This is a genomic window from Haloferula sp. A504, from assembly GCF_044385805.1.
Taxonomy (GTDB): Bacteria; Verrucomicrobiota; Verrucomicrobiia; order Verrucomicrobiales; family Akkermansiaceae; genus Haloferula.
This window is the reverse complement of sequence record NZ_JBISBU010000003.1, coordinates 80,113-105,288: the sequence shown is the minus strand read 5'-3', so window position 1 is coordinate 105,288 and position 25,176 is coordinate 80,113. Positions and strand designations below refer to the sequence as shown.

The following is a 25,176-nucleotide window of genomic DNA, read 5'->3' as shown; positions in this document are numbered from 1 at the left end:
ACGATGGATCCACAGCCCTACCGGTCCCGCACGCCGATCTTCATTTCGTCGGAGTTGGCCTTGAGTTCGGGGGCATACATCGCCTCGGCGCGGGTGGGCAGGGCGCTGAACTTGCCGGGGATCTCGGCGCGGAGCTGGTAGCTGAGGTTGTGGCGGCCGCGTGGCAGGTTCCGGACAAACAGCGCGACCTTCTCGTCGCGGAGTTCCATGAAGGCCCCCAGTCCATTCGGGTTGTAGCCGCTGCGGACCTCGACCGGTTCCAGCCCGGCGGCCTTCCAGTCCTCGAACATCAGGTAGGTGTAGTCGTTCTTGCTCTCGATCGACAGCTCGACCTCGATCAGGTCGCCGCTGGTCACCGTGTCGCCGGTCTTCAGCGGGACGCGCTCGTACTTCTCGCGCTTCTGCGTGAGCGCCTGGCCGTCCGATCCGGCCACCGCCTCGGTCGCGTCGACCGGGACCATCTTGTAGAACTGCCGCTCCACCTTGACCTCGAGACCCGCCTTGGTGATGAAGTCCTCGAGGGTGAAGACCGTCAGGTAGGCATTGGCATAGAGCGGTCCCGATCCCTTCTTGCGCAGTTCGATCGTGTGCTTGCCGCCGCCGAGGATGTCGCCGGCGACGATGGCGGTGCCGTCGAAGCTGAACAGGTTCTCCTTCGAGATCTTCACCGTCTTGAGCGTCCTGCCATCGAGAAGGATCTCGACCTCGAGATCCGGTGCCGTCTCGCCGCTGGCTCGGAGGTAGGATGCCAGCGCGTCGATGCAGTAGGCGGTGTCGCGGGTCGACTTCCAGTAGGTGGCGTTCTTGCGGTTGTTGACGAGATACTTCACCAGCCCCCTCGCCTGCTCGCTGTCGGGCTTCACCGCCGCCAGCAGCTTCAGGTAGGAAGCATGGGCCTCGAACTCGTTGCCATACCAGTACCACCAGTAGCTGCGGTTCCCGAGCGCGAGATAGGCCGACTGGTTCTCGGGATCCTTCTTCAGGAACTGCTCGATGTTCCTGAGCACCGCGTCGCGGTCCTCGACGCGCTCGACCCGGTGAAGCTCCAGCCCCAGCAGGCACTTGGCATAGACCGGAAGCCCAACCTTGTCGCGGACCAGAAAGCCGAGCATCTCCTCGTGATCCACCCCGGCCTTGCCGAGAATCTCGCGCACCATGGCATCCATGGCGTCGGCACTCTTCTTGGTGTTGCGCTTCCGCTTCTCCCACATGCGGATTCTCTCCGCCTCCTTGTTCTCGTGCTTCTTGAGCCACTTCACCCCGCTCTGGAGCATGTCCTCCGGAATTTCGGCACCGTTCTCCTTTGCGATCAGCAGACCGTTGACCACCACCGCCGTGGTGTGCGGATAGGAATGCTCGCCGTAAGCCGAGAACCAGCCCCAGCCACCGTCGCGGTTCTGCATTTCCGCGAGGCGCTGCACGCCGGTGCGGACCATCCGGCTGACCTCTTCCTCATCCCAGACCGGATTGTCTTTCCATTGCTGCCACTGCGCCGCGCGCTCCCTGGCGTCGCCGATCTCCTGGGGATTCAGGTTTACCCGCTTGTCGCGGACGGCCGCCAGATCCACGTCCATCTCGCGCAGGATCCTCTGCGTGATCACCGTCGGCACGAAGCGGTTCAGCGTCTGCTCGGTGCAGCCGTAGGGATAGCTGACGAGATAAGGCAGCGCATCGACCATCGCCGTGGCGATCGTCGGCGAGTAGCGGATCTCCAGGCGGGTCTCCGCCGGGCGCCGCTTCTCCGGCACTTCGAACTCGATCGTGGTGGAGCTTCCGTCGGGGGCGATCGCACGGCTCCATGACTCCGTCTTGGCCATGCCGTGGACGTAGACCGGGAAGGTCATCTCCATCGCATCCGAATCATCCTTGGCGATCGCCTTCATCCGGATCGTGACCTCGCCCTCCTTCCTGGCGACGGCGGTCCAGTTGATCCGTTCCTCGCCGCCGGCGGGAATCACGACCGTGCTTTGGGTGCTGCCGTCGGTGGTGAGATTGCCGCCATCCATCTCAAGGCTGACGGCGACCTCCTTGGCTTCATCGTGGTAGTTGTGAACCACGGCGCTGAGGGTGACCTCGTCGCTTTCGATGAAGAACCGGGGGGCCTGGAGCCGGACGATCAGGTCCTTGCTGGTGATGATCTCCGCACTGCCCTCGCCGACGCGTGTGCCGTGGCCCACCGCCCAGGTCTTGATCTTCCAGGTGGTGAGGTTGTCCGGCATCTCGAGGTCGATCACGGCCTCGCCCTTGTCGTTGGTTTCGACCGAACCGGCCCATTTCACGAGGTCCGCGAACTCGGACCGGACCATCACTTCAGGCATCGCCGCTTCGCCGCCGGCCGCGTTGGCAAGGTCATCCACCGCGGCAGCCATGTCCATCGCCGCCTCCTCCACCGGCATCCCCGGCACCGCCGAAGCCATGGGCATGGGCATCGCCCGGGCGGCACCCGCCTTGAACATCATCTCCCTCCGAACGCCATTGGCGGACAAATCCAGCGTTTCGGTCAACTGGTCCGCCATCATGTGGCCGAACCGCCCCAGCGACTGCATCTGGGTGCTCTTCGGCCTGGCCAGATGGTGGCCTCCGAGCACCTGCGAGTGCTGGAGCGATCCGCGCGAGTAGCCGCGCTTCCAGTTCCAGAAGAAGCTCTTGATCTCCGGCACGTTGCTGCCGCCGGAGATGTACTCGAGGCTCTTGTCATAGACCGTGACCGCCGTGCTACCGACGAAGGGCTCTCCGGTTTCATCCGTGAGCCGGATGGTCACCTTCCCCTTCTCGCGGGGCTTGTACTTGGTCTTCTCGGGGATGACCTCGACGGTGAGGAGTCGTTTCTCGGGAGGCAGCACAATCTCCCGCACCTGCGTGATCACCCGGCCGCGCGCAATCGTGACCGCCTCGACGAAGGTGTTGGGCATATCGCGCTTCTCGAGCTTGAGTTCATACTCCTCCGACTTGCCGTCCATCTGGATGACCTCCAAGGCCTCCGCCACGTTTCCTGAGCCCCGGAGGAAGAGCAGCACAGTCGCGCCCGGCTGGTTGGTGTTGATGAGCAGCCTCGCGGTCTGCCCCGGGGCGTAGTGCTTCTTGTCCAGCACCAGCTCGAGATCGTTGAAGCGCAGGCCCTGTCCCTTGTCCTTCATGCCCCTGACGACAAAGATCGTCGCCCCCTCCTGCTCGTTGCCCTTGGAATCGGTGAGCGTCACGGACAAGCGGTACTGCCCGGCGGCGGGTGCCTTGAAGACCCGCTCTCCTTCGCCGTCCGCTCCGGTCGCGGCCTTCCATTCCTTGACCAGCTCCTCCTTCACCTTGCCTCCTTGGTCGGGAAGGATCTGGAAAAGCTTCACCGTCCCGGCCGCCTTCACGGATTTCCCGTCAAGCGTCTTGGCGGCGAACGACAGCGTCACCGGTTCACCCGGTCGCGCGTAGCCGCGGTCGAGCCAGGTCGTCACCGTGAAGGGCTGGCGTGCCGCCAGCACGCTGCCGCTGCCGACGATCGTCCGGCGCGAGGCATCGACCACCTCGGCGGTGAGCTCGTAGCGATGGTCCATGTCGCCGTGGACCAGCTTCGCGATCGAGGTGTCGATCTCGACCTTCACGGTGCCGTCGGCGTCGACCTGATACTCGCGCTCGAGCACCAGCTCCGGCGGCGTCCACCGGTTGCCGCCCCACCACGGCGGTGTCGGCGGGATGCAACCCCAATCGTGCCAGCCGGGATACCAGGGATACTCCTGCCCGAACCACCAGTAGCCCTTGCCGTAGAGCCAGTCCCAGCGTCCGACCGGGAACCAGCGCTCGGTGTGGCTGTAGCGCTGCACCTTGACCTTCACGGTCGCCTCGGTGACCGGCGCGCCGTGGTAGTAGGTCGCCTTCACCGTCGCCTCGATCGTTTCGCCGAGAGCAACGGGCTCTTTCGGTCCGTCGACCGTCACCTCGTATTCCGGCTTCTTATATTCCTCGACCCGGAAGCTGATGTTGCCAGCCGGCACAACGCCGTCGATCCGGACGTAGTACTGCCCCAGCTTGGCATCCTCCGGGAGTTCGAACTCCATCTCCACCCCACCATACTCGTCCGCCACCAGCGCACCGCTGTCGTGGACCTTGCCGCTGTTCTGATGGTGAATCTCGATCGTGCAGGACTTCCCGGCATAGAGGGACTCGTCGCCCAGGTCGTAACTGGCGGACCGGCTCCAGAACTTGATCTTCACCGGCTGCCCCGGTCGGTACACGGGCCGGTCCGTGATCCCATAGGAGCGATCCGTCTGCCAAGTCTGCCAGTGATGGTCCCTCCAGTAGTAGTTCTGGAAACCCATCAGCGCCATCCGGCCGGCGTCGCCGCGCCCGACCGCCATCCAGCGGAAGTTGTTGTCGAAAGTCCCCTTCTCCAGCTCCAGCAGGCCGTCCTCGCCGACCTCGCGGGTGAAACGCCGGGTCTCGATGTCGAACTTGCGGATCAGGCCCTTGGCGCCCTCGCGCCGGTTGACCTTGAAGCCGAGGAACTCGACCTCGCCGGCGAGGGCCCCGCCCTTGGCCGAATCGCCGAGGTAGTAGATGTGGTTCTCCTTGGTCTGGTGGCGCAGCAGGACCGTGTCCGAGATCCAGACGACGATCCACGAGGTGTTGCCGTCGCCGGCGGTCGCCTTCAGCAGATACGCGCCCGCCTCACCCGTCGGCAGCTTGATGTCGCTCCGGGTGTCCCAGTGCCCCTTGCGGGGCTCCAGTTCCACCTCCCATTCCGCGACCTGCTCCCCGAGATAGCGGCTGCGGTCCTTGTCGACGAGCTGCTGGCCGATCATTCCCGGGTTCACCTTCTCCCAGTCGATCTCCCGCGGATTGCTCTCCAGGTATTCGAAGACATCGTCGACCACGAGATCCAGCTTGATCCGGTGCAGTTCGCAGGCGGCGGTCTCGGCATTCCGATAGACGAAGGGCACGCTCGGCTTCTTGCCGGCACCGAACATCGGGACGCTTTCGAAACGCCCCCAGTCGCCGGTGATCTGCTTGAGCAGCTTCCTGCGGGCATTGTCGGAACCGGGTCCATGACGCTCGATCACCTCCCTCAGCTCCTTCTCAGCGGCGACGAACTGCCGGCGGTCGAGAAAGACCTGCACCAGCGCATCGCCGGCGTCCGCAAGCCGGCTTTCACCTTGGTAAAGCTTTCGGTAGAGCGGAATGAACTGGTAGTCCTCCCGGAGTTCGAAGCGCTTCACGCCATTTGCCAACTTCGCCAAGGTCTCGGATTCCCCGAGAGTGTGCGCCTGGAGGATGCCCTTGTGCTCGTCGGCCCCCTGGGACCGGCCCCACCAGCCGAACCCGGCGAGGGTGCCCACGCCGTAGTTCTGGCGCAGGAAATTGGCCCATTCGAGGTCGAGATAGGCAGCCCGCCTCGGCATCATGTCGGGGGAGGCCTCCTGCATCAGCCGGCGCACTTCGCTGCGGAGCCAGCGCCAGCGTTCGCCGTCATTTGCCGCCGCTTGCCAGCTTTCGGGCACCGAGAAATAGAGCGGATTGCCCTCGTCATCGACCGGGGCTCCCGATCCGCTCGACAATCCCCGGTCGTCGCCGTAGTCCGGCAGGGAATCCAGCGGCGTCTTGACCGCCAGGGCCCAGAGCGTCGACGAGTGGGTCCGGTTCATGCTCACCAGATGGGCCAGCTGGGAAAGGGAGCTGATCTTCGCCTCTGCCGTGGGCGCGTTTTCGATGGCGCGCAGCTGGAGCTGCATGGCGCGGACCCGGTCGCGGGCGCTGGCGTCGATCCAGGCACCCCCGCCCTGGTTCTCGCCCCGCCGGAATTCCCCGTCGAGCAGACGGCCCCAGGCGGGACCATTCTGGTAGGCATTCGCCGCCTGGACGAGCACGTCGTAGTTCTCCGGATGCCTTTCCACCGCGGTCTCGACCAGTTCGTCCTGCAGCGGGGTTTTCTGCAGTTGGCGCAATGACTGGACGGCTGCGGCGAGATCTCCGCCGCTGTTCGCGTCGTCCACTTCCTTCAACAGGACCTCGTAGATCTCGAGCGCATCCTTCCAGTTGCCCTCCTTCTGCAAGGCCTGCGCCTTCTCGCGTTGCTCCGCAGGTTCAGCTCCCATGACGAGGCCAAGGGCCATCGTCGCCATCACCAAAATCAGTTTCCCTTTCATGATTCCAAATAGTCCAACGAACCCCGGAGGCTCCCACCGAGTGAGAGACACCGAGGCGATCCGTTTCTTGGATACTATTGGAAACAATCGGCGCTCCCTGTGACAAGAATCGCCACAGAAGCGCCGGTTCGGCAGACAGGCTCGCGACCTCCGGGAGCTTTCCCCGGATTTTCCCGCCCGGGACGAGACCGGCAGTTAGAACCGGCGGATCGTCGACAGCCCGCCATCGGGCCGGAGCACCTGGCCCGTCATGAACTTTGAGGCATCAGAGAGCAGGAAGGCGACGAGTTCGGCGACGTCGTCCGGCGACCCCACGGCATCCAGCGGATGACGCTTTTCCGCGGCTTCGCGCTTGGCGTCGTTGCCGAGAAGATGACCTGCGAGGGGGGTGTCGGTCAGTGAGGGCGCAATCACGTTGACCCGGATTCGGGGCGCGAACTCGGCCGCCAGGGAGCGGGCGAGTCCTTCCACCGCCGCCTTTGCCGAGGCAATCGACGCGTGGAAGGGCATGCCTTCGGCGACCGCCACCGTCGAGAAGAGCACGATCGAAGCCGAATCCGACTTCTTGAGAGCCGGCAGCGCGGCCCGGATGGCTCGAACGGCACCCAGGAAGTTCGTCTGCAGGTCGTCGAGGAAATCCCCGTCACTCAGACGATGGAAGGGCTTGAGGTTGATCGTGCCCGGAAAATACACGAGTCCCCCGAGCTTCTCCGGCAAATTCAGGTCGGGGGCCGAGGTCGCATCGAATGCCTGGGTTTCGATCCCCAGCTCGCGGACCGCTTCGGGATGGCGCAGCGCCGCCAGCAGCGGCACTCCATTGCCTTGGAGGCGTTTGGTGGTGGCGAAGCCGATGCCGGAATTGCCGCCGATGATCAGGACAGGATCTCTCATAGGCCAACCTTCGACGCCTCACGGGAACGTCAAGCGGGGATCCTGCCGCGAGTAAAACTGAAAAAGGCGGGCGGATTGAGTGGGCCTGATCAGCCTGCGGCGGGCTGTGGCCGGGCCTTCCAGGCCCGTGGCCTTGATCGACGTTCGAGATGCCGGGCCTGGAAGGCCCGGCCACCTGGCGCTGCGCACCAGTTCCCATTGCGCCCTTCTGCCACACCCATCATTTGGAGCTGAGCACGACCTCGCCCCGCCACGCCTGCTCCTTTGGAACCTCGGATCCCAGTGACTCGATCGCATCCAGAAAAAGCCGCGATGCCGGGTCCTCGGGAAAAAAGTCATGCAGGAGCTTCGCCTCCAGGAAAGCCTCGCGGGCAGCCATCAGGTCGCCGGACTCGAAGGCGCCCAAGCCCTCCTGATAGGCGATCAGGTAGGCCTCCTGCCGTTGGCGGAAGGCCTGTGCGGCATCCCCTCGCTCACCCATCACTTCGAACACGCCGATGCCCTGCTTCTTGCCCTTCAGCACGAAGCTCCCCATCCGCCGGGTCAGGAACCGGTCCGGCTCGGTGCACGCGTCCAGCACCGCCTCGGAGACCAGCACCGAAGTGCCGAGCATCTTGTTCAGCCCCTCGAGCCGGGCGGCGGTGTTGGTGGTGTCGCCGATCACCGAGTAGTCGAAGCGGCGGCGACTGCCGAGGTTGCCGGCCAGACCCGGCCCGCGGTTGATCCCCACGCGGGTTCCCAGGACTTTCTCGACCTTGCCTCCGGTGGTTTCGAGAGTGATCGGGCGGGCGCTCGCCCTCTGCATCTGAATCGCCGCATCGATCGCCCGGTCGGCCTCGCGGTCGACCTTGAGCGGGGCTCCCCAGGTCGCCATCACCGCATCGCCGACGTATTTGATGATCGTGCCGTCGTTGTCGAGGATGCCCTCGGTGGCCCTCTCGAAGTAACTGATCAGCGCCTTCGACACCGACTGCGGCGGCAGCCCCTCCGACATCGCCGTGAACCCCTCGAGGTCACTGAAGAGGATGGTGGCCTCGACCTCCCTGCCACCCAGTTCGAGGCTGACCTCGTCCTCATCGATCTGGCGCGCCTGCTCTTCGGACATGTAGGAGCGGAAAGCGCGGCGGAGCTTCCAGCGCGCGGAATATTCGATCAAATAGTGGGCTCCGAGGGCCATCACCAGCACCAGCGGGGCCTGCGCGAAGGCGGGAATGGCCCAGGCGGACTGCACGCCGCCCATTTGCTGGGCAAGCGTTCCCGCCACGCCCACGCCGGTGGCGAGCAGGAGACAGAGCAGGCCGCCGCGGATGGGCGGCAGCAGGCAGGCCAGGCCTGCGAAAGCGAAGGGCAGCAAGACGACGATCCATTTCTCGACCCCGGGATCGAGCCGGACAATCCAGCTTCCTTCGAGTGCGTTGCCCATCGCCGTCGCCTGGATTTCCACCCCGGGCGTCAGCCGCAGCACCCGGGTGCCGGTCGCCGGATCCTCAATCGGGATGGCCGAGTAGGGGGTGAGAAAAAGATCCTTTCCCGCATCGAAACCTCCCGCGTTCTGGCGCGCGCCGACGATCACGATCTTGTCGCGAAAAGCGTCCTCCGGAATGGTTCCGCCGCCGAGGACATCGCTGAGCCGGTAGCCCGGGAAAGTGCCCGCACGACCGTAATGATGGAGCATGGGGGCCGCGATCGACGGTGGATTCTCGTCCCCGGTCTCCAGGCGCCGGACGGCTTCCGCAAGGCTCGGCCGGGGTCCGAAGGGGGTCTCGATCACCGGCAGAACCCGGCGGATCACGTCGTCGGAGTCGCGCGGCACCGCGGTCAGCCCCCACCCGGCCGCCACCCGGCGCAGGTCCGGCGTGGCCAGCAGCAGACTGTCGCGGTCGGAGGAGCCCCCGCGGCTGCGCATCCGTTCGCCGGCCAGGACGACCCGTCCGTGCGCTTCGATGGCGCGGGCAAACGGCTCGTCCTCCTCCGGCCGGGAGTCGTGAAAGAGGATGTCGAAGACGATCGTGCGCGCCCCGACAGCCGTCAGTCGCTTCGTCAGCTCCGCGTGGAAGCGGCGGTCGAGCGGTTGGCTGAGCGGTTGGTCGAGGTCCGTGTAGGTCGCCTCGTCGAGGTAGACGAGCACGAGTTCGTCCGGCGGCTCGCTCTCGGTGAAGCGGAACGGCAGGTCGTAGCTGAGGCGCTGGAGCCCGAGGCCGGGGCCGCGGTCCAGCAACAGGACGCCCATGGTCGAAGCCAGCGCCCCGATGAGGAGTGTGGCACCCAGGCGCTTGAGCCGACGGTTCCAGCGCGGTTTGCTCACCTCGGGTCGCTCGGGGATGTGCGGGGCTGGGTCATCAGGAATGCAGCTGGGAAAGCTCCGCATTGGCCTCCCTCAATCGATCGGCCAGGATCCGGGTCAGGTTGGCCAGCAAGGTGGCCAGCACGTCGGTGCCCATTTTCCGCAATCCGTCCTTGGTGAGTTTCAGCGTCTCGAGATCGCTGTCGGCGCGGATCTCAGCCGAGCGTGGACTGTCGTCGAGCAGGCCCATTTCCCCGAAATTCATCCCCGGGGAAAAGGTCGCGACCCGGCGCTGGAGACCGCCCTCGGTGGTGATCCAGGCACTCGCCTTTCCCCGCATCAGGAAATACATGCCGTCGGGCTCGTCGCCGACATTCATCAGGCTGCTTCCTTCGGGGAAGGCGACCGGCTCGAGGACGCCCCGGATGAACTCGAGCTCCTTCACCGTGAATCCCTCCAGCAGGTAGCAGCACTCGAGTCCGACGCGCTCGGAGCTGTGACGGCGCAGGCCGGCTTCCTCCAGTATTCGGTTCTCGACCTCCTCAAGAGCCGCCGGCATGTCGTCGAAGAACTCCGCCTTGTCGCTGAGGTCGGAAGCCTCCGCCTCGATGATCTCCCGCAGCGACGGGAACCGCTCGCAACGGCAGATCGAGATGCGCCGTCCGGATTCCAACCAGCTCGCGAAGGCCAGTGACAGCACCCCGGTCGCGCTCGAGTCGAGCCGGGTGACATGGGCAAAATCGAGGACCAACTCGCGCACGCCCGCAGCGTCCTCGGTGAGCTGGCGCATCGCGAACTCCGCCGTGCCGAAGTTCAGGTCACCCTGCAATTCAAGCACCCGGACCATGCCGGCCGACTCCTTGAGCTTGCGGGTCTGCGCCTTCGAGCGCAGGCGGCTGGAGCGGGTCTGCATCAGGCTACCGACCCGCCGCAGCACCGAAGTGGAAAGCTGCGGCACCTGGAACATGTGGAGCCCGAACTTGCGGGAGATCCCGCGGCACACCTCGATGCCCCGCACGCTGTTGCCGCAGGGATCGAGACGCGGGGAGAAGACCCCGATGCCGAGCTGTCCCGGCAGCACCGCGAGGATGCCCCCGGCGACGCCACTCTTCGCCGGCATCCCGACATTGTAGATCCATTCGCCCGCCGCGTCGTACATCCCGCAGGAGCCCATCACGCTGAGGATGTTCTCGACGTGCTGGCGACTCACCGCCCGCTTGCCGGTGCATGGATTGACGCCACCGTTCGCAAGCGTCGCCGCCATCATGCCGAGATCGCGGCAGTTCACCGAGATGGCGCACTGCATGAAATACGCCTCGAGACAGTCCGTCGGATCCTCCTCGAGGATGTCGAAGTTCCGCAGCATGTAGCCGATCGCGCGGTTGCGATGCCCGGTCTCGCTTTCCGAGCGATAGACCGATTCGTCGATCGTCAGTTCGCGACCCGCGTAAGTCCCGAGCACCTGCTTGATCCGGCCGACGACTTCCTCGACGCCGTCTCCCGCCACCATCGAGTTCGAGGTGATCGCCCCGGCGTTGATCATCGGGTTGGCCGGCTTGCCGGTGCCGGGCCTGAGGCTGATCGCGTTGAAGGCCTCGCCGGACGGCTCCATCCAGACCTTTTCCAGCACGGCGTCCTTGCCGTGGTCGTCCAGCGCGATGCCGTAGACGAAGGGCTTGGAAATCGACTGGATGGTGAACTGCTGACCGCATTCGCCGACCTGATAGACCTGCCCGTCGGCGGTCACCAGGCAGACGCCGAACCATTCGGGATCGGCCTTCCCCAGTTCGGGAATGTAGGTTGCGACTTCACCGCCGCGGTTTTCCATCAGTTCGGCATGGAGGCCTTCCAGTATCTTTTGAATCGGGGGCAGGGGTGCGTTCATGGGTCGTGGGATCGTCGGAACGGAAGTCGTCAGGGAGCGGTGGATAGACTGCGGTCGTGGGTGATGACCACCCGCCCGAAGCGCGTGTTCGAGGCACTGATCGGTTGGGTGTCGGGAATCACCAGGTAGTCCGAAGTGCCGTCGGCCTTGGTCAGGGTCCGCAGGGTCAGGACATTGGTGCCGGTGGCAAAGTCACCGAGGTCGTTGGCGACCTGGACCTCGTAGCGGATGCCATCCGCCACCGCGCTGACATACACCTCGAACTCGGCGAATGTGTCCTGCGAGGGATTTTGCACCATCCGGATCGGCGCGAGGTAGTCCGACACGCCAGGATCGCGGTCGAGCGCATACTCCACCAGCGCCTCGAGCGAGTCCCGGTCGTCGTCCGCGGAGTCGCTCCCGATGCCGTTGTCCCGAAGCCAGATCTCGTAGCTCGAGAGCGGCTCGTAAACCACCGAGTAGGTGTTCGTCGCCCCGGAGTTGACCTGTTCCTTCAGATAGAACAGGGGCTCCGGCGTCGCATAACCCGGCACGTCGCTGAAGCTCACGGTGAAGCTCTCCCAGTTCGAGTTGAAGGCGACGCGGTCGCCCGGCATGACATTCGTGTAGCCGCTGCCGACATCCGGCGTGATGCTCCAGCGCGCGGCGGCCAAGGTCTCGTTCGGCGTGATCTGGACGGCCAGCGTGGTGAAGCCTCCGAGCCCGCCGAATCCGACCAAGGACGAACTGCTGTCGAGCACCTCGTCGTTTCCGGACGCCGCGTCCTCGCCGTCCTTGATCATCCGGGTCACGTCCTGGTCGATCACCCGATAGACGGCGCGTCCCTGCCCCGCGAGAAGAACCGCGGCCGGGTACGGTGCCGGAGCGCCCGCGGGTTGGACGAAGAGCGCACTGCCGCTGGCACCCCCGTCTCCGGACAGTTCATCCGTGGAGTACAGCTTGGGCGGGGAATTCGCGTCCAGCGGGGTGAGCGGCTGCAGCAGGTCCTTTTCGAAGAGAGTCCCGCGCTGGGGAAACGGCTGGCTGCGCTGAGGATAGCCCACGGCGAGCTTCGGCTCGGTACCCGTCAGCCAGTTCTTCTGCGCCGAGGATTCAAGAAACCCGGCTTCCCCACTGGTCCAGGCGTTGTCGGTGTTGAAATAGAGCACCGCGAAATCGACCTCCTGATCGTCGTCCGGCAGCGAGGTCACTTCATCCGGCACGGTATCGGGTGCCACGAGCTTGGCGTAGCTGGTGCGGTAGAGGATGCCACGGGGACTCACCGGCTCCGCCTGATACTCGCCCTGCTGCTGACGCGGAAACCACTCAACCTCCTCGAAGGTGAGGCCGTTCTCGTCGAAGAACAAGTGGGCGGCGGTGAGGACGACGCGCTCCGAGACCACGGTGCCCGTTCCCCTTCCCAGCCGGGTAAGGATCATGCCGGTGAAGTGATTGGGATTGCCGAGTTGCTGCGGGGGCACGACCTGCTCGAAGGTTTTGGCCGGATCGTAACTGGCGAGCTGCTGGTAGCCGCTGGAGGTGAAGTGCGTCGTACCGGACACCACGGTCACGAGTCGCGACGGCGGGGTCGCGAACCCGGCCACCGGCTTGAACTCGATGCGGTAGGTGCCAAGTGGAAGACTCACATCGGAGAAGTCGGCAATGCCGTCGTTGTTCTCGACCGCGTTGCGTAACGACGTTTCGCCGACCAGTCGCCAACCGAAACCCTCCGCATTCTCGGGAAAGCCGATGATCCCGTTCTCGGCCGGTAGCGACGGCGGATCGATGGCGGGGCTCAGCGTCGTCGTGCCATCGCTCTCGGTTAGGATCAACTCGCTGAGAATTTCGGGCGAACCCGGATAGGCCAGCATCTCGAGCCGATAACTCGCGTCGGCGAGGATGCCCTGGGTGATCGTGTGGCCGCTGTCGTGCCACTCGAACTCCGAGGAAAGCCGCCACTTCGCCCCGGCCACCGGCAGGTTCACCGTGAGTGTATTGCCGGTGGTATCCGCCAGCGGGTCGGGGGCGACCTGGGCGAGCGACACGATCACATCGACGGTGTCGCTGTTCACGACTCCCTGGTCATCGGTCACGGTCAGCGTGACCGTCGTCGTCCCGACCGGGAAACGGGCGCTGACCGTTTCGCCGGTCGCGCTGCCACCATTCCAGTTCCACTCCCATGAAACGATGCTGTCTTCAAGATCCGAGGAACCGCTGCCATCCAGCAGCACCTCCTCGGAACCGAGCGGCTCGATGATCTCGTAATCCGGCGCGGGGCCCCGGACGATGGTGTCCACCGCCGGAATGTCCGCACCGGCATCCGCCAAGGGCTCGAAGTTGGCATCCGGGTCGAGGCCGGCGAAATTGCGGTAGATGTAGGCTCGTCCATTCCCCCGGACGATGGACGAATCAAAGGCCTCGGGCGCTCCGACAATGAGATGGTTGCCATCGTGATCCAGGGACGCCTCCCTCAACCCGAGATAGGAGCTGCTGGCGACCCCGGGGTCGATCGAGGTGTTCATCGGCAGATAGCCCGATTGCTGCCAGGTCCCTCCCGTTAGAAGATACGTGTAGACCGCCCCACGGAGCCCGCCGGCGGCTTCCGACCACGCCGCCACGGCAAGCGCCGCGCCCTCCAGCGCGATGCTTGAGCCGAAGCCGTTGGCCGGTGAAGCAATCTTTTCCACGCGGCTCCATGCGCGGGTGTCCGACATGGCGTCGTAAACGAGCGAGTAGCGGTAGAGCGCCCCCGATTTCACGCCCTCGTCGTCCCCCGATGCTCCGACCAGCAACTCGGTCTCGCCGATGTCCACGGCATACGCAAAGCGGTCGAAGGGGGTGATACCAGGGTCGCTGACGTTGTCGCTTTCGAAGTGGGTCACGAAGCTCCACGCTCCCGCGGCATCACGCTCATAGACGAAGGCCGCGCCCGAATTGAGGTTACCCTGATAGACCTTGCTTCCAACCACCGCGAAGTCTCCGTGAATCGCCACTGCGACCCCGAAGCCCGGAGATCCTTCGGTCGTGGCAAAGGCCGGTGGATTGATCTCCGCCACCTGCTCCCACTCGCCTGCGACCAACTCGAACACGAACGCCCGTCCGTCATTCGAGTTCGAAGTCGGCGCCCCCACGATCAGCAAGTCGCCGTCCCGGTCCATCGAGAGGCCGAAATCCCCGTCGGACTCGAGACCCGTGCGCGGGAAACCGGTCGCCGGATCCACCGGCACGAGGCTCGCGTGGTAATTCCAGTTTCCGTTCGCCTTCCGGTAGACCTCGACCGACCCGGGCGCGCCGGATCCATCGCTGTTGTCGGACGGCGCCCCCACCAGGGCCTCATCGCCCTCGACCAGAACCGACTCCCCCTGGCGCAGCGCCATGGGCAGCGGAATCTGCTGCCAGTTCCCGGTGACGTCCTCAAGCAGGTAGCTCGCCCCGAGCACCGTGCCGCCAAACTCCTTCTCGGGAGCACCCACCAGCGCCACCCCGTCATCGATCGACACCGCCGCACCAAACATGTCCCCGTACTCGCCGTCCGCCGCCGTGATGATGTCGGGCTGCGGATCGGCATCCAGGAGGGAAAAGTGGAAGGAAGTCTGACGCGACAAGCCGTTGGCATCGATCACTTCGAGCGTGACCGGCTGACCCTGCGCCGCCTCGGTCAGCGTGATCGTTCCGGATTGGCCGTTGAAGGACCCGCCTGTCCAGCGCCACGTCCACGACACCACCGGAGCATCCTGGGAAAGGACCGAACCGCTGACATTCAGTCGAACGGAGCCGTCGGCATCGACATCGACCACCGACCGATCCACTCCGGCATCGATCAGGGGCGGCTGGATGATGTCGACGTTGATGGTGTCCTTGGCCACTCCCCCGCGTCCGTCGGTCAGCACCAGTTCGATCGACGTCACCGAAGCCGGAATGTCGGCGAAGGTCCGCAGTCCCGTCGCGCTGCCCCCATCCCACAACCAGGTGGCGGTGAGGCTGTCGGGACCGTCGGGGTGACTCGAGGCACCACCATTGAGGAAGACCCGCACCGGAGAACCGTCGAAGCTCGTGGTCGCGATGTCCGATCCGGCATTGGCCGTCGCCTCGACCGCGACCCGGTCCTCCCCGGTGGACCCATCCATGAGCAGGCGGACCGAGGAGCCGTTGATGATCGCCGCCCGACCGGATTCAAAATCGCCCGCCCGGGTGAAGGAGCTTACCAAGGGAGGCCTCCCCGCACCCGCGAACCCGGTCCAGTCGGAAGCCGACAGATCTCGTTCGTAGAGTCGCAATGCCGCGTTCCCCGATGCGATCAAAGCGGTCGAATCGCTGTCGAGATGCAGGCCGTTGATGAAGGAAAACTCAGAGAACGAATAGCTGATCTCGGTCTGCACCCAAGTGGAAGCGATCTCTTCGATCACCACGAATGTCGCGGGTGCCGTGGTCCGCGCCAGGATGGTCCCGTTCCTGAGGTCGAGCTCGGTGTCTTCGAGGAAGCGGGAAATCGACGTTGGAACGCTCGGGTCGTAGAAGATCGACTCGTCGAAGCTCCAGCTTCCGCCCGCCCGGCGGAACACATCGAGCCGGCGACCGACGTAACTGCCGCTGAAGAGTTCGATGCGCTTGGCAATCACCATCAGGTCGCCTTCGACCGCAAGCACATCCCCGTAACGAGCCCCGACCCCGAGTCCATCGCCGGGCTGCAGGGAGGTGGCATGGGTCCATGTGTCCGCCGTCCATTCGAACACATCGACCCGGCCGCCATCGGTCGCCGAGCCATCGTTGTTCCCGTCGCCGATCACCACCGTGTCGGAGGTGAAGGCGAAGGTCTTGCGGCTGCCGTCCACCGGAGGCAGGGAGCCGACGATCGTTTGGCCGGTCCCGATCCACGCGCCGCCGCTCCATCGGTGGACGGTGAACCCGGTAAGATTGGTAAAATCGCCGCTGACGATGGTATCGGAATCGACAAGAGCAAGGTCGGGTCCGCCCGGAGTGATCGGCGACTCCACCCAGGTGCCGGCCGTCAGTCGAAAGACCTCGGTGCTTGCCGCATCGGAGCCGTCCACCAACAGGGTGTCACCCGCCAGGTAGGTGTCGTCGATGCCTCCCGTGAATCCGGCGAAGTCCTTGAACAGGCCGGTCTCCCGGCGCAGGACCGTCAGGTTCAGGGTGTCCACGGCAGTATCGCCCGCTCCGTCGGTCACCGTCAGCGTGACCGGGATCGCCAGGTCATTCGCCGGGAAAATCACATCCACGACCTCGCCGCTGGCGCTGCCGCCCGGCCAGGTCCAGTCCCACGACGCGATGGTGCCGGTGGCCGGCTGCGAGGCACTGCCATCGAGGCGCACCAGAACCTGATCGTCGTCATTGAGATCGGCAATCTCGACATCTCCACCCGCCACCGCCGATGGCCCGGCCTCGAAGAGTGCGGTGATCGTGAGGTCACTGGTAACCAGCGAAAAGTCGGTGTCCCAACCGGCAAACCGCCAGCCTGGATCCGCGGTGATCACCGGCTCGACCACCGGGTCGAGGACGCTGACAAACTGGGTCAGTGGCCCGCCCCCGGTGCGCGTTCCGTTGGTTCCCTCGACGAAGGTGAGTTGGAAGATCTCGGGCACATACTGAGCGGTCACGACCATCGGTCCGATCACGGTCGAGAAGTCGAGATTCCAACCGGCGAAAAGCCAGCCTGGATCGACCCCAAAGGTTGGCGCCTCGGCCGAAGTCCCGGCCTCAACAGTTTGAAGGAGGTCCCCCCCGGTCAGTGTTCCGAGATCGCCCAGATCGAAGCTGACGTAGTAGCTCAGCGGAACGGCCTCGATGGCCGACTGGTCGCTCCCGGCCGTGCCGGGCGAACCCAGGTCGATGTTGCCCGGGTCGTAGCCGGGCTCCGTCGCGATTGCCTTGGCCCATGCGGGAAACTCCTTGTTGTCATCGTCGACCGTTCCGGTGAACACGTGAGCGACCCCGTTGTAGCTCGCATCCGGAAAGAAAGTCCCGAAGACGACATTCACATGGTCGACCTCCACGCCCTGGTCATCGACCAATTGCAGCCCACTACCGCCGGACAGGAAATCGAAGTCATCGTAGTCGTAATCGGCGGTGACCCCGGTCGCGAGCGTGCCTCCGAGGTCGGCGGTCTGCCCGAGCAGCGCGTAGGTGCCCGGGGCGACCACCACGGACCCCGAAATCGTGTGGCCGGTGGTGGTGTTGGTCTTGCGGATGCTCCATCCGTCCAGGTCGATGGACGTCGGCCCCGCGTTGAAGATCTCGATGTACTGGCCGATCGAGTTCCCCGAACCCTCCGGCGCCATCATGAACTCGGTGATCACGACCTTGCCGCCCGGAGCCGCAGGCAGACCGTCGGTCGAGGCCAGGTAGTTGCGGAAGATGCTTCCGGTCTCGGTCCCCGCCAGCAACTCGTCCTGCGGATCCACGTTGGGATCCGCGGTCCCGCCATTCCAGAAGGTCACGCTGCCCGCCGGCCCCGGACGGTCGGTGAAGAGCAGCTTGCCGGTGCCCCGCGGGCTCCCGAGGGTGGCCAGCTCGATGGTACCGGCCGCGACATTCGGCTCGGCCGTGTCGTAGCCCCCCGAAAAATCGCGGAAGTTGATTCCGGTGAAGGTCTGGCCGCGGAAGTTCCCGTAGGGCCCGTTGAGAACCGGGTGATCGATGTCCGGGACCACCCAGGTGTCGAGCGAGACGAAGTAGTCCGCCGTGGAGGTCGAGCCGACCAGCGAGGCCATCGCCCCGTCGGCCGGATGCGCGAACACGTCGTTGCCGGTGACCAGCAGGTGCCCGCCCGCATTGACGTAGTTCTCGAGGCCCGCGGCGACATTGGCCGGAATCACCGAACCGACCGACTGAAACCCGGTCTCCGAGTAGACGATCACGGCGAAGGAGTCGAGGAAGGTGGCATCGAGCAGGTTGGCGTAATTGTTGTCATACTCCTCCTCGCGCAGGGTCACGTCGTAACCTTCTTCGCGGAGTTCCGACGCCAGCGTCCGGAAACCCTGCTGGTCACTGATCAGCAGGACCTGGCCAAAAAGCGACGGCACGACAAACCATGCCAGGAAGGTGAGGAGAACTTGGGTTTGGGAAGGCATTTTGATGCTGGGTTGACTCCGAGACCGGGGGTTCACCGGCGGGAGCGGGAGTCTGGGACGGGCTTTCCACCGATCTAGATGTCGAGCCGGAATTCCATGTAGAAGGTCCTTTCGCGGGGCTGTTCGGGGAGCGTGATGAGCGGGTTGAATCGGTAATCCCGATCCGTGAGGTTAAGCACGCCGAGTTCCAACGCGCCGCGATTTTTCAGGAATCGCCTGCCCACCGCGCAGTCGAGCTGCGTCCATGAATCTCCGGGCCGGACCGGTGCGTAGCCCTCGTTGTCCTGCGAAAGAAACCGTCCGCTCAGGCGGCCATACCAGCCGCTCGGGTGGTTGTAGATCACGTAAGCCTCGGCATCGTGGAGCTGCGACGATTCGTCCGACCGGAATCCGGCCACCCCCGCCGCCGTCAGCGCCGGGAACGAACGGCTCAGCTCGGCCCGGGCGAAAGTGTAGCGGGTGCCGATCGACCACGCATCGCCGACGAGCTTGGTGGCGTGGAAGGCCCCACCCCATTCCTCGTAGTCGAGATCCTCCTCGATCTGGAGCACCCGGTCGAAGGCCAGGGTGCCGCTGTCGATCCCCAGCACCCCGACCCCGCGGGCCGCCTCGGCACGGCGAACGAAGCCTTCCGCCCCGAGATAGGTGCGGCCCGGCAATTTCCACAGGACGCTCGCCCCGGCCGTGTCGAAAAGCGGCGCTGAGAGTCCGCCGACTTCCGACTCGTTGATCAGGGTCCGGAACGACTGGGTGAAGCCGGCCACCTGTGTCGGCTCGAGCCTCACACTCTCGTCGAAGGTCGCTCCGCCCAGCGAGCGGGCATAGCCGAGCCGCATCGTGAACTCGTTGCACGGCGTCCAAACCAAGCCCGCCTTCGGCAGCAATTCGGAGCGGCTTTTCCGCTCCGCCGAAACCGGTGGCACGCTGGGGTTGAGCGGATAGTCCTGGGTATCGAAGGCGAGCCCGAGCGTGCCCCACAGGCCGTCAACCAGTTCCCTCGTGTAGTAGGCGTAGCTGACCCATCGCTGATAGTCCGGCGCGGCGCGAAGGGTGAAGGGATCGCCCGGAAGAATGCCGACGATCGGCTGCATCGAAAGCGTGTTCTCGGTCTCGAAGCGGCCCGAGTCGAAGCGGGTGCCGATCAGGAAGGTCTGCCGCTCGTCGCTCCAGATGTGCTGCAACTCGCCGAAAAAGACCTCGGTTTCGCGAAGCTGGTCGATATCGCTCGGAAAGCCGATCGGCGTCGATACGGCCGGTGCCAGGGGATCGATCAGCATCGCGAAGGAAGTCGTCGACCTGTTGGAGATCCGCAGGCGGTCGGTGAGCAGGCCGCCGAGCGCCAGCGTCCGACTGCCCGGCGACCACTCGTGCTGGTAGCCGATGATCGCCACCGGTGCCTGCTCCTGCTCGACGCGGTAGTCCGGGTCGAAGGTCGTCGGATCGTAAAGCTGCCGCAGGTCGCCTCCCCGGAAGCGCTGGAACTTGAAGTTGAAGTAGAGGCTGTCGCGATCGCTGAGGGCCTGCTTGTACTGCAGGTAGGCGGTGTAGCGCTCGACGTCCCGGTTGGGACGGTCGCCGTCGGCGAGGAAGATGTCGTAATCGAGCGCCACGCTGCTCCGGTCGAAGCGACCCTGCAGCGTCCCGGTCGAAAGAAACTCGCCGTCGCCCCGCCAAAGGCTGCGGTTGGAAATGCCGAAAGGACTTACCGGAAACAGGTTGGTGTATTCCTGCTGCGAGATGTTCTGCGCCAGCAGGTCGGTCCCGGCCGGGGACAGCAGGTTGGCGAGCAGCAGCTCGTTGAACCAGGGCGTCTCATAACGCAGCGACACCCGACGCGGGTCGCGCAACGCATCGACGCTGTTCGACAGGAACAGGTGGGCGGCGGGATTGAGGTAGTCGCTGACCACCGACCGCCGCGCCTCCTCGAGGCTGGTCCCGGTCATGCCCGCATTCTCATACAGGGCGGCCAGGTTCGCCTCGCGCACCGCGCGGTCCTGGTCGAGCAGGAAGCCGGAGCGATAGATCGCCCGGTTGTCGTTCAGCTCGATGGATCGTTCGAGGTTGGCGATTCCCTCGTTGAATCGCGACTGCCTCTGCTCGAGCAGGGCCTGATAGAGAGGGGCGGTGGGGTCCCCCGGGTCGAGCTGACCCGCCAGGCCGAGTTCGTGCATGGCGCGTTCGTCCCGCCCCGTCTCCGCAAAGGCCTTGCCCAGGTAGCTCCGCAGAAAGGCACGGTTCGGCTCGACCGCCGCCGCGATGGTCATCGAGCGCAGTGCCTCATCCGGCATCGACGACTGGAAAAAGGCCAGACCCTGGCCGAGCCACGCGTTGCCGAGCGCGGGATCGATTTCGAGCGCGCGGGCGAATTGCTCCCGAGCCTCCCGAATCCGGTTCCCCGCCAGCGCAAAGTAACCCTTTAGCGAAATCGCCTGCGCATTGCGCGGGCTCAAGGCAAGCGCCTGCTCAACGGCTTCCTCCGCCACCTCGTTCCGCCCGAAACCAAACTCCAGCTCGGCGACACGAGCCCACGCCATACCGAATCGCGGCGAGAGCCCGACCGCTCCCTTCGCCGCTTCCAGCGCCCCTTCCAGATCCCCGGCCGACTGAAGCGCATACGACAGCGCCATCCGCCCTTCCGGCGTCTCCGGGGCCACCACCCCGTTCATCTGTGCCGCCGGTGTGCGGACCACCTCCATCAACAGCCGCAAGGAATCGGCGACCGCGCCCCCTCCGGCCCGCTTCAGGTTCTCATCGACCTCGTCGATCCGACCGCTCGACAGCTTCACGGCGGAGGCAAACAGATGCTCGTCGCGGCCGGTCGGCGGTGGCAGCAACTCCAGTGCCTGCAGCAGGTCGCCCGCGGCATAGGCCTTCCGCGATGCCGCAAAGGCGGGGCCCAGCCCCGCAAAGCCCGCCGGATCGGCGATCCCGGGGTAATACAGGAACCACTGGATGTCTTCGGACGCGTCGAGCACGGCGGTCTTCCGCGGCGCGCGACCCGGCTCGGCGACTCCTTGTTCGCCACTCGCCAGCTCCACCGCCCCGAACGCATTCGACAGGCCGACCGCGCCGTCGATCATCGTCACCACCGTCGTGCCGTTGTCGCCGACCTCGATGACGAATTCGGTGCCCCGGATGTTGAGGCTGGCCGTCGGCGTCTCGACGTCCGCCTCCTTGTCGGTGCGACTGAAGAAATAGGCCGCCCCTTTCGAAAAATCGATCCGGCTGCGCTGATCCTGCCCGGGCTTCGGCGGCTGCAGGCGGAGCACGGTCAGCTCGCTGACCCGCAGCACCCCTCCGGTGGCAAGCTCGATGCCGGCGCGACTCAGCTCACCCGTCCGCACCTGCTCCTGCCACCCGATTTTCTCACCCAGCACCGCCTTTCGCCAAGCGGTGCGCGCCGGCGACCGCTCCACCTGGTTCTCCACCACCACCAACTCGCCCCCATCGCCCGACTGACCGAAGACGTTGCCCGGCATCCCGCAAAGAGCCAGCGGGAGCCACAGCAACAAGCGGATGCGCATCGGGCAGCGTCCCCGAATCCATTTCCCCAACGCCAGCCAATTCCAACAAATGTAACGATCTTGGCACATGGCTGACGGGCTTTTCGAGGCGCGGAGCCATCCCGGAAGCAATGATGGGTTTGCTGCGAGAGGACCGTCGCAAACACCGATGAAGCTCGAAGGGTGCCAATCGTCTCATTATCAACGAATTCATGCCCTTCGGGGCTCCGATTTCCCAGGACCTGATCGAGTCGGCGGGAGGCTGCGGCGTCATTCGGGCCGACCGGAGGACGCCCCGTCGAGCAGGGCCTTCATGTATCCCATCGTGTAGGCCATGCCGGCGTGCCAGGGGGCCTCGCAGCTCATCTGCGGGGCGTGGTCGGGAATCAGGACTCCCTCGTAGCGGTTCTTCCGCAGGATTTCCATGATCCGCCGCATGTCGATATCGCCCTCGTCGATGAAGGTCTCGGTGTAGTGCGGCACCTTGCCCCGGACGTTGCGGAAATGGATGTAGGCGATGTCCCCCTGCCGGCTGTGATGGTCGCAGGCCTCGTAAATGTCTCCCTCGCTCATTTCCGCCAGGGTGCCGAGACAGAACTCGAGCGCGTTGCTGCGGCTGGGCACGAGGTCGACCAGGCGCTGATACATCGCGGGCTGATAAACGAGCCGCGGCTGCCGGCGGACCCGCGGCAACGGAGGATCATCCGGGTGGGCGGCAAGGCGGACTCCGGCCTCCTCGGCCACCGGGACCAGTTCGCGGAGAAAGAACTCGAGCCGGCTCCACAATTCCTCGTGGTCGATCTCGGGCAGCATCCCTTCCGGCGCCTCGCCGTCGTAAACCATGTTCCAGACCATGCCCTTGGGAATGGGCGCGGTGCTGGACTCGGCGGCGCCGTCCATGCCCACCGTGCGGGCCCCGCCGCGGGTGCCGTTGCCGACCGTCCGGCCCGCCACCCCGGCGATGCTGAAGTTGTAGCCGAAGACCGGGATCCCGGCCGCACCGACGTTGCGGATGATCTCCTTCAGCCGCTCGATCTGCGCCGCCTTGCGCGGACCATCCAGGAGAACGTCGTGCCAGTGGGCGGGATCGAAGTTCTCGATCGCCTCAAGCTCGAGGCCCGCCGCCTTGAGTTCCGCCTTCAGCGACCGGAGCGATTCCTCCGACCACTCCTCGTCCGGGGTGCCCCCGGCGATTCCCCAGCCCCCGTGGGTGTCGCCGATCGGCTGGTCCTCGCCGTGCTCCCGCGAGCCCCGGTGAAAGTAGTCGACCAGGTGGACCACCGCGTGGGTCGCCCCGCACTGGACGGCGAAGTCGCAGTGCTCGCGGTTGAGCATGTGGCGGTAGAATCCGAATCCGAGCTTCATGGGTGATGAAGTTAGAAGCCGATGGCCGCACCGCCGTCGACCGGCAGACAGACTCCGGTGATGAACTTCGCGGCCGGCGAGCAGAGATAGGTGGCGGCCCGGCCGACATCCTCGGGGTCGCCGAAGCCTCCGAGCGGCGTCCGGCCGAGGATCTTCGCCTTGCGCGCCGGATCGGCATCGACCGCCTGGTGCATCATCTCGCTGTGGATCCAGCCCGGGGCGATCGCATTCACCCGCACGCCCCGCGGCCCCCACTCGGTGGCCAGCGTGCGCACCATCCCGAGGTGGGCCGACTTGGCGGCGGAATAGGCCACCACCCCCGGAAACCCGAACAACGAGGCCATCGAGGCGATGAAGAGCACCGAACCCCTGCCCCGCTCGAGCATGCCGCGACCAACCGCAGTCGTCAGGGCGTGCGCACCGAGCACATGGACGTCCAGCAACTTCTGAAACTCGGGCGGCGTGACCTCCTCGGCCGGCTTCTTGAGGTGGACCCCGGCATTGTTGACGAGGATGGAGACCGGTCCGATCTCGCGCTCGATGCCCGCCACCAGGTCGACCGCGCCATCGGTCTCGGTAACGTCGTGAACGCGACGGGAGGCGTGGTACCCCAGCTCCCCCACGGCGCTCGTGAGCGCCTCTTCATCGCGGCTGCACAGCACCACCCGCGCACCGGCCTCGACGAAGCATCGGGCGATGCCGAAACCAATGCCGGTCGCGCCGCCGGTCACCAGCGCAACCTCGTTTTCCAGGCTGAAGGGATTGGTCATGAGAACAACTGGGTCAGGTCGGTGACGAGCCCGCGGAGGGCGAGAAAACTCATGATCAATGAAAAGGCGGCGATCAACCCCAGCAGCAGCCATTCGACCCGGCCCGGGCGGGGCGCGCCGGTCCGGTCCGGGTGCGCGGAAAGCCAGATCAGTCCCAGCAGGGCCAACGGCATGACCAGCGAGATCCCCGCCTGGGAAAGCAGCAGCAGGAACACCGGCCGGGTCTCAAGCACCGCCCCGAGGATGCTGACCGCGGTGAGCAGCAGGAAGATGATGCCCAAGGCCCGGGTGCGGGGCTCCCGCGGGCTGCCCCGCATGTCGCGGGCGAGCCAGGGAATCACCATCATGTTCGGCATGTGCGACGAGATCCCCGCGGCAAGCACGCCGACCACGAAGATCGCCATCGCCGCGTCGCCGAACATCGGGTGCAGCATGGGAATCATCTCGGCGATCGAGTTCATCTTCAGCCCCTCGGCGTGCAGGGTGGCGGTGGCGGTCAGCAGCACCGCCGCGCTCAACACGAACATCATCGAGGCACTCACCAGCGCGTCGCGCTTCTGCATCGCCCATTGCTCCATCGTCCACCCGTGTTCCTTGACCTGCCCGCTGCGGATGAGAAAGGCGAAGACCGACACGGTGGTGCCGACCATGCCGGCGAGAATCACGAAGGGGCTGGTGTCGCTCCCCTCCGCCGCCCCCGGAAGCCTCGGGACGAAGCCCTGCAGGGTGGGCCCGACGCCGGGGAAGAAGCGGATCGCCGAACCGATGAAGGCCAGACCCATGAGGCCGACCATCACGCCCAGCATCGCCTCGAGCCGACGCGGTGTGCCGACCCAGATCAGGACCAGCACCACCGCCGCGATCGCGATGCCGGTCGCGACCCGGTTGACGGCGATGCCTGCCAGCTCCTGAAATCCCACCGCCACCACATCCACCAGCAGGCCCATCATACCCATCAGCGCGGAGAGGATGATGATCCCCAGCGCGGTCCACAGCGTCCACGCATAGACCGGGTGGATGTGCCGGTGGTAGGCCTCCATCGCGGTCATCCCGCTCGACATGGTGAAGCGGCTGAAGAAGTTGATCAGGTACCAGGTGATCAGGCAGCTCACCAGCACCGCCCACAGCATCCCGGTGCCGTAGTTCGCCCCGGCCTTGCTCATCGCGGTCAGGCTGCCGGTGCCGATGTTGTAGCCGATCAGGAAAATGCCCGGCAGCAGGGAGGCAAGCCAGTGCTTCGGCGATCCGGACATCGGCCTTGTCTATCAGCCCGCCAC

Annotated in this window: 9 protein-coding genes; all 9 read right to left on the bottom strand. The window is 65.4% G+C overall.

Annotation, left to right across the window (positions count from 1 at the left end; translation table 11 throughout):
* Positions 1 to 17 precede the first annotated feature (17 nt).
* Positions 18 to 6,131: an alpha-2-macroglobulin family protein gene (locus ACG2LG_RS02475; protein ID WP_396256007.1), complete on the bottom strand. Its 6,114-nt coding sequence runs from the start codon at positions 6,129 to 6,131 to the stop codon at positions 18 to 20.
* Positions 6,132 to 6,326: 195 nt separating this feature from the next.
* On the bottom strand, positions 6,327 to 7,022 hold the full coding sequence (locus ACG2LG_RS02470; RefSeq protein WP_396256005.1) for an SDR family NAD(P)-dependent oxidoreductase: 696 nt from the start codon (positions 7,020 to 7,022) through the stop codon (positions 6,327 to 6,329).
* Between the two features lie 220 nt (positions 7,023 to 7,242).
* Positions 7,243 to 9,327 (bottom strand): CHASE2 domain-containing protein, encoded by a 2,085-nt coding sequence (locus ACG2LG_RS02465; RefSeq protein ID WP_396256003.1) that lies wholly within the window; start codon positions 9,325 to 9,327, stop codon positions 7,243 to 7,245.
* A gap of 34 nt (positions 9,328 to 9,361) precedes the next feature.
* Positions 9,362 to 11,191: a glutaminase A gene (gene glsA, locus ACG2LG_RS02460; protein ID WP_396256002.1), complete on the bottom strand. Its 1,830-nt coding sequence runs from the start codon at positions 11,189 to 11,191 to the stop codon at positions 9,362 to 9,364.
* A gap of 29 nt (positions 11,192 to 11,220) precedes the next feature.
* The gene (locus ACG2LG_RS02455) at positions 11,221 to 18,261 is read right to left on the bottom strand and encodes a lamin tail domain-containing protein (protein ID WP_396256000.1); all 7,041 of its coding nucleotides are present in this window, start codon (positions 18,259 to 18,261) and stop codon (positions 11,221 to 11,223) included.
* A gap of 74 nt (positions 18,262 to 18,335) precedes the next feature.
* Positions 18,336 to 21,785 (bottom strand): FecR domain-containing protein, encoded by a 3,450-nt coding sequence (locus tag ACG2LG_RS02450; protein WP_396255999.1) that lies wholly within the window; start codon positions 21,783 to 21,785, stop codon positions 18,336 to 18,338.
* A gap of 249 nt (positions 21,786 to 22,034) precedes the next feature.
* Entirely contained in the window at positions 22,035 to 23,129 is a 1,095-nt protein-coding gene (locus tag ACG2LG_RS02445) for a mannonate dehydratase (RefSeq protein ID WP_396255997.1), read from the bottom strand.
* Between the two features lie 11 nt (positions 23,130 to 23,140).
* The gene (locus ACG2LG_RS02440; protein WP_396255995.1) at positions 23,141 to 23,899 is read right to left on the bottom strand and encodes an SDR family NAD(P)-dependent oxidoreductase; all 759 of its coding nucleotides are present in this window, start codon (positions 23,897 to 23,899) and stop codon (positions 23,141 to 23,143) included.
* Positions 23,896 to 25,152, bottom strand: a complete 1,257-nt coding sequence (locus tag ACG2LG_RS02435) for an Nramp family divalent metal transporter (protein ID WP_396255994.1) — start codon at positions 25,150 to 25,152, stop codon at positions 23,896 to 23,898. The genes ACG2LG_RS02440 and ACG2LG_RS02435 overlap by 4 nt, the downstream gene beginning before the upstream one ends.
* Positions 25,153 to 25,176 lie beyond the last annotated feature (24 nt).

What these genes read in the sequence shown, in the direction of transcription:
- ACG2LG_RS02475 (WP_396256007.1), bottom strand. Translation starts at nt 6,131, where the DNA reads ATGAAAGGGAAACTGATTTTGGTGATGGCGACGATGGCCCTTGGCCTC.
- ACG2LG_RS02470 (WP_396256005.1), bottom strand. Translation starts at nt 7,022, where the DNA reads ATGAGAGATCCTGTCCTGATCATCGGCGGCAATTCCGGCATCGGCTTC.
- glsA (WP_396256002.1), bottom strand. Translation starts at nt 11,191, where the DNA reads ATGAACGCACCCCTGCCCCCGATTCAAAAGATACTGGAAGGCCTCCAT.
- ACG2LG_RS02455 (WP_396256000.1), bottom strand. Translation starts at nt 18,261, where the DNA reads ATGCCTTCCCAAACCCAAGTTCTCCTCACCTTCCTGGCATGGTTTGTC.
- ACG2LG_RS02450 (WP_396255999.1), bottom strand. Translation starts at nt 21,785, where the DNA reads ATGCGCATCCGCTTGTTGCTGTGGCTCCCGCTGGCTCTTTGCGGGATG.
- ACG2LG_RS02445 (WP_396255997.1), bottom strand. Translation starts at nt 23,129, where the DNA reads ATGAAGCTCGGATTCGGATTCTACCGCCACATGCTCAACCGCGAGCAC.
- ACG2LG_RS02440 (WP_396255995.1), bottom strand. Translation starts at nt 23,899, where the DNA reads ATGACCAATCCCTTCAGCCTGGAAAACGAGGTTGCGCTGGTGACCGGC.
- ACG2LG_RS02435 (WP_396255994.1), bottom strand. Translation starts at nt 25,152, where the DNA reads ATGTCCGGATCGCCGAAGCACTGGCTTGCCTCCCTGCTGCCGGGCATT.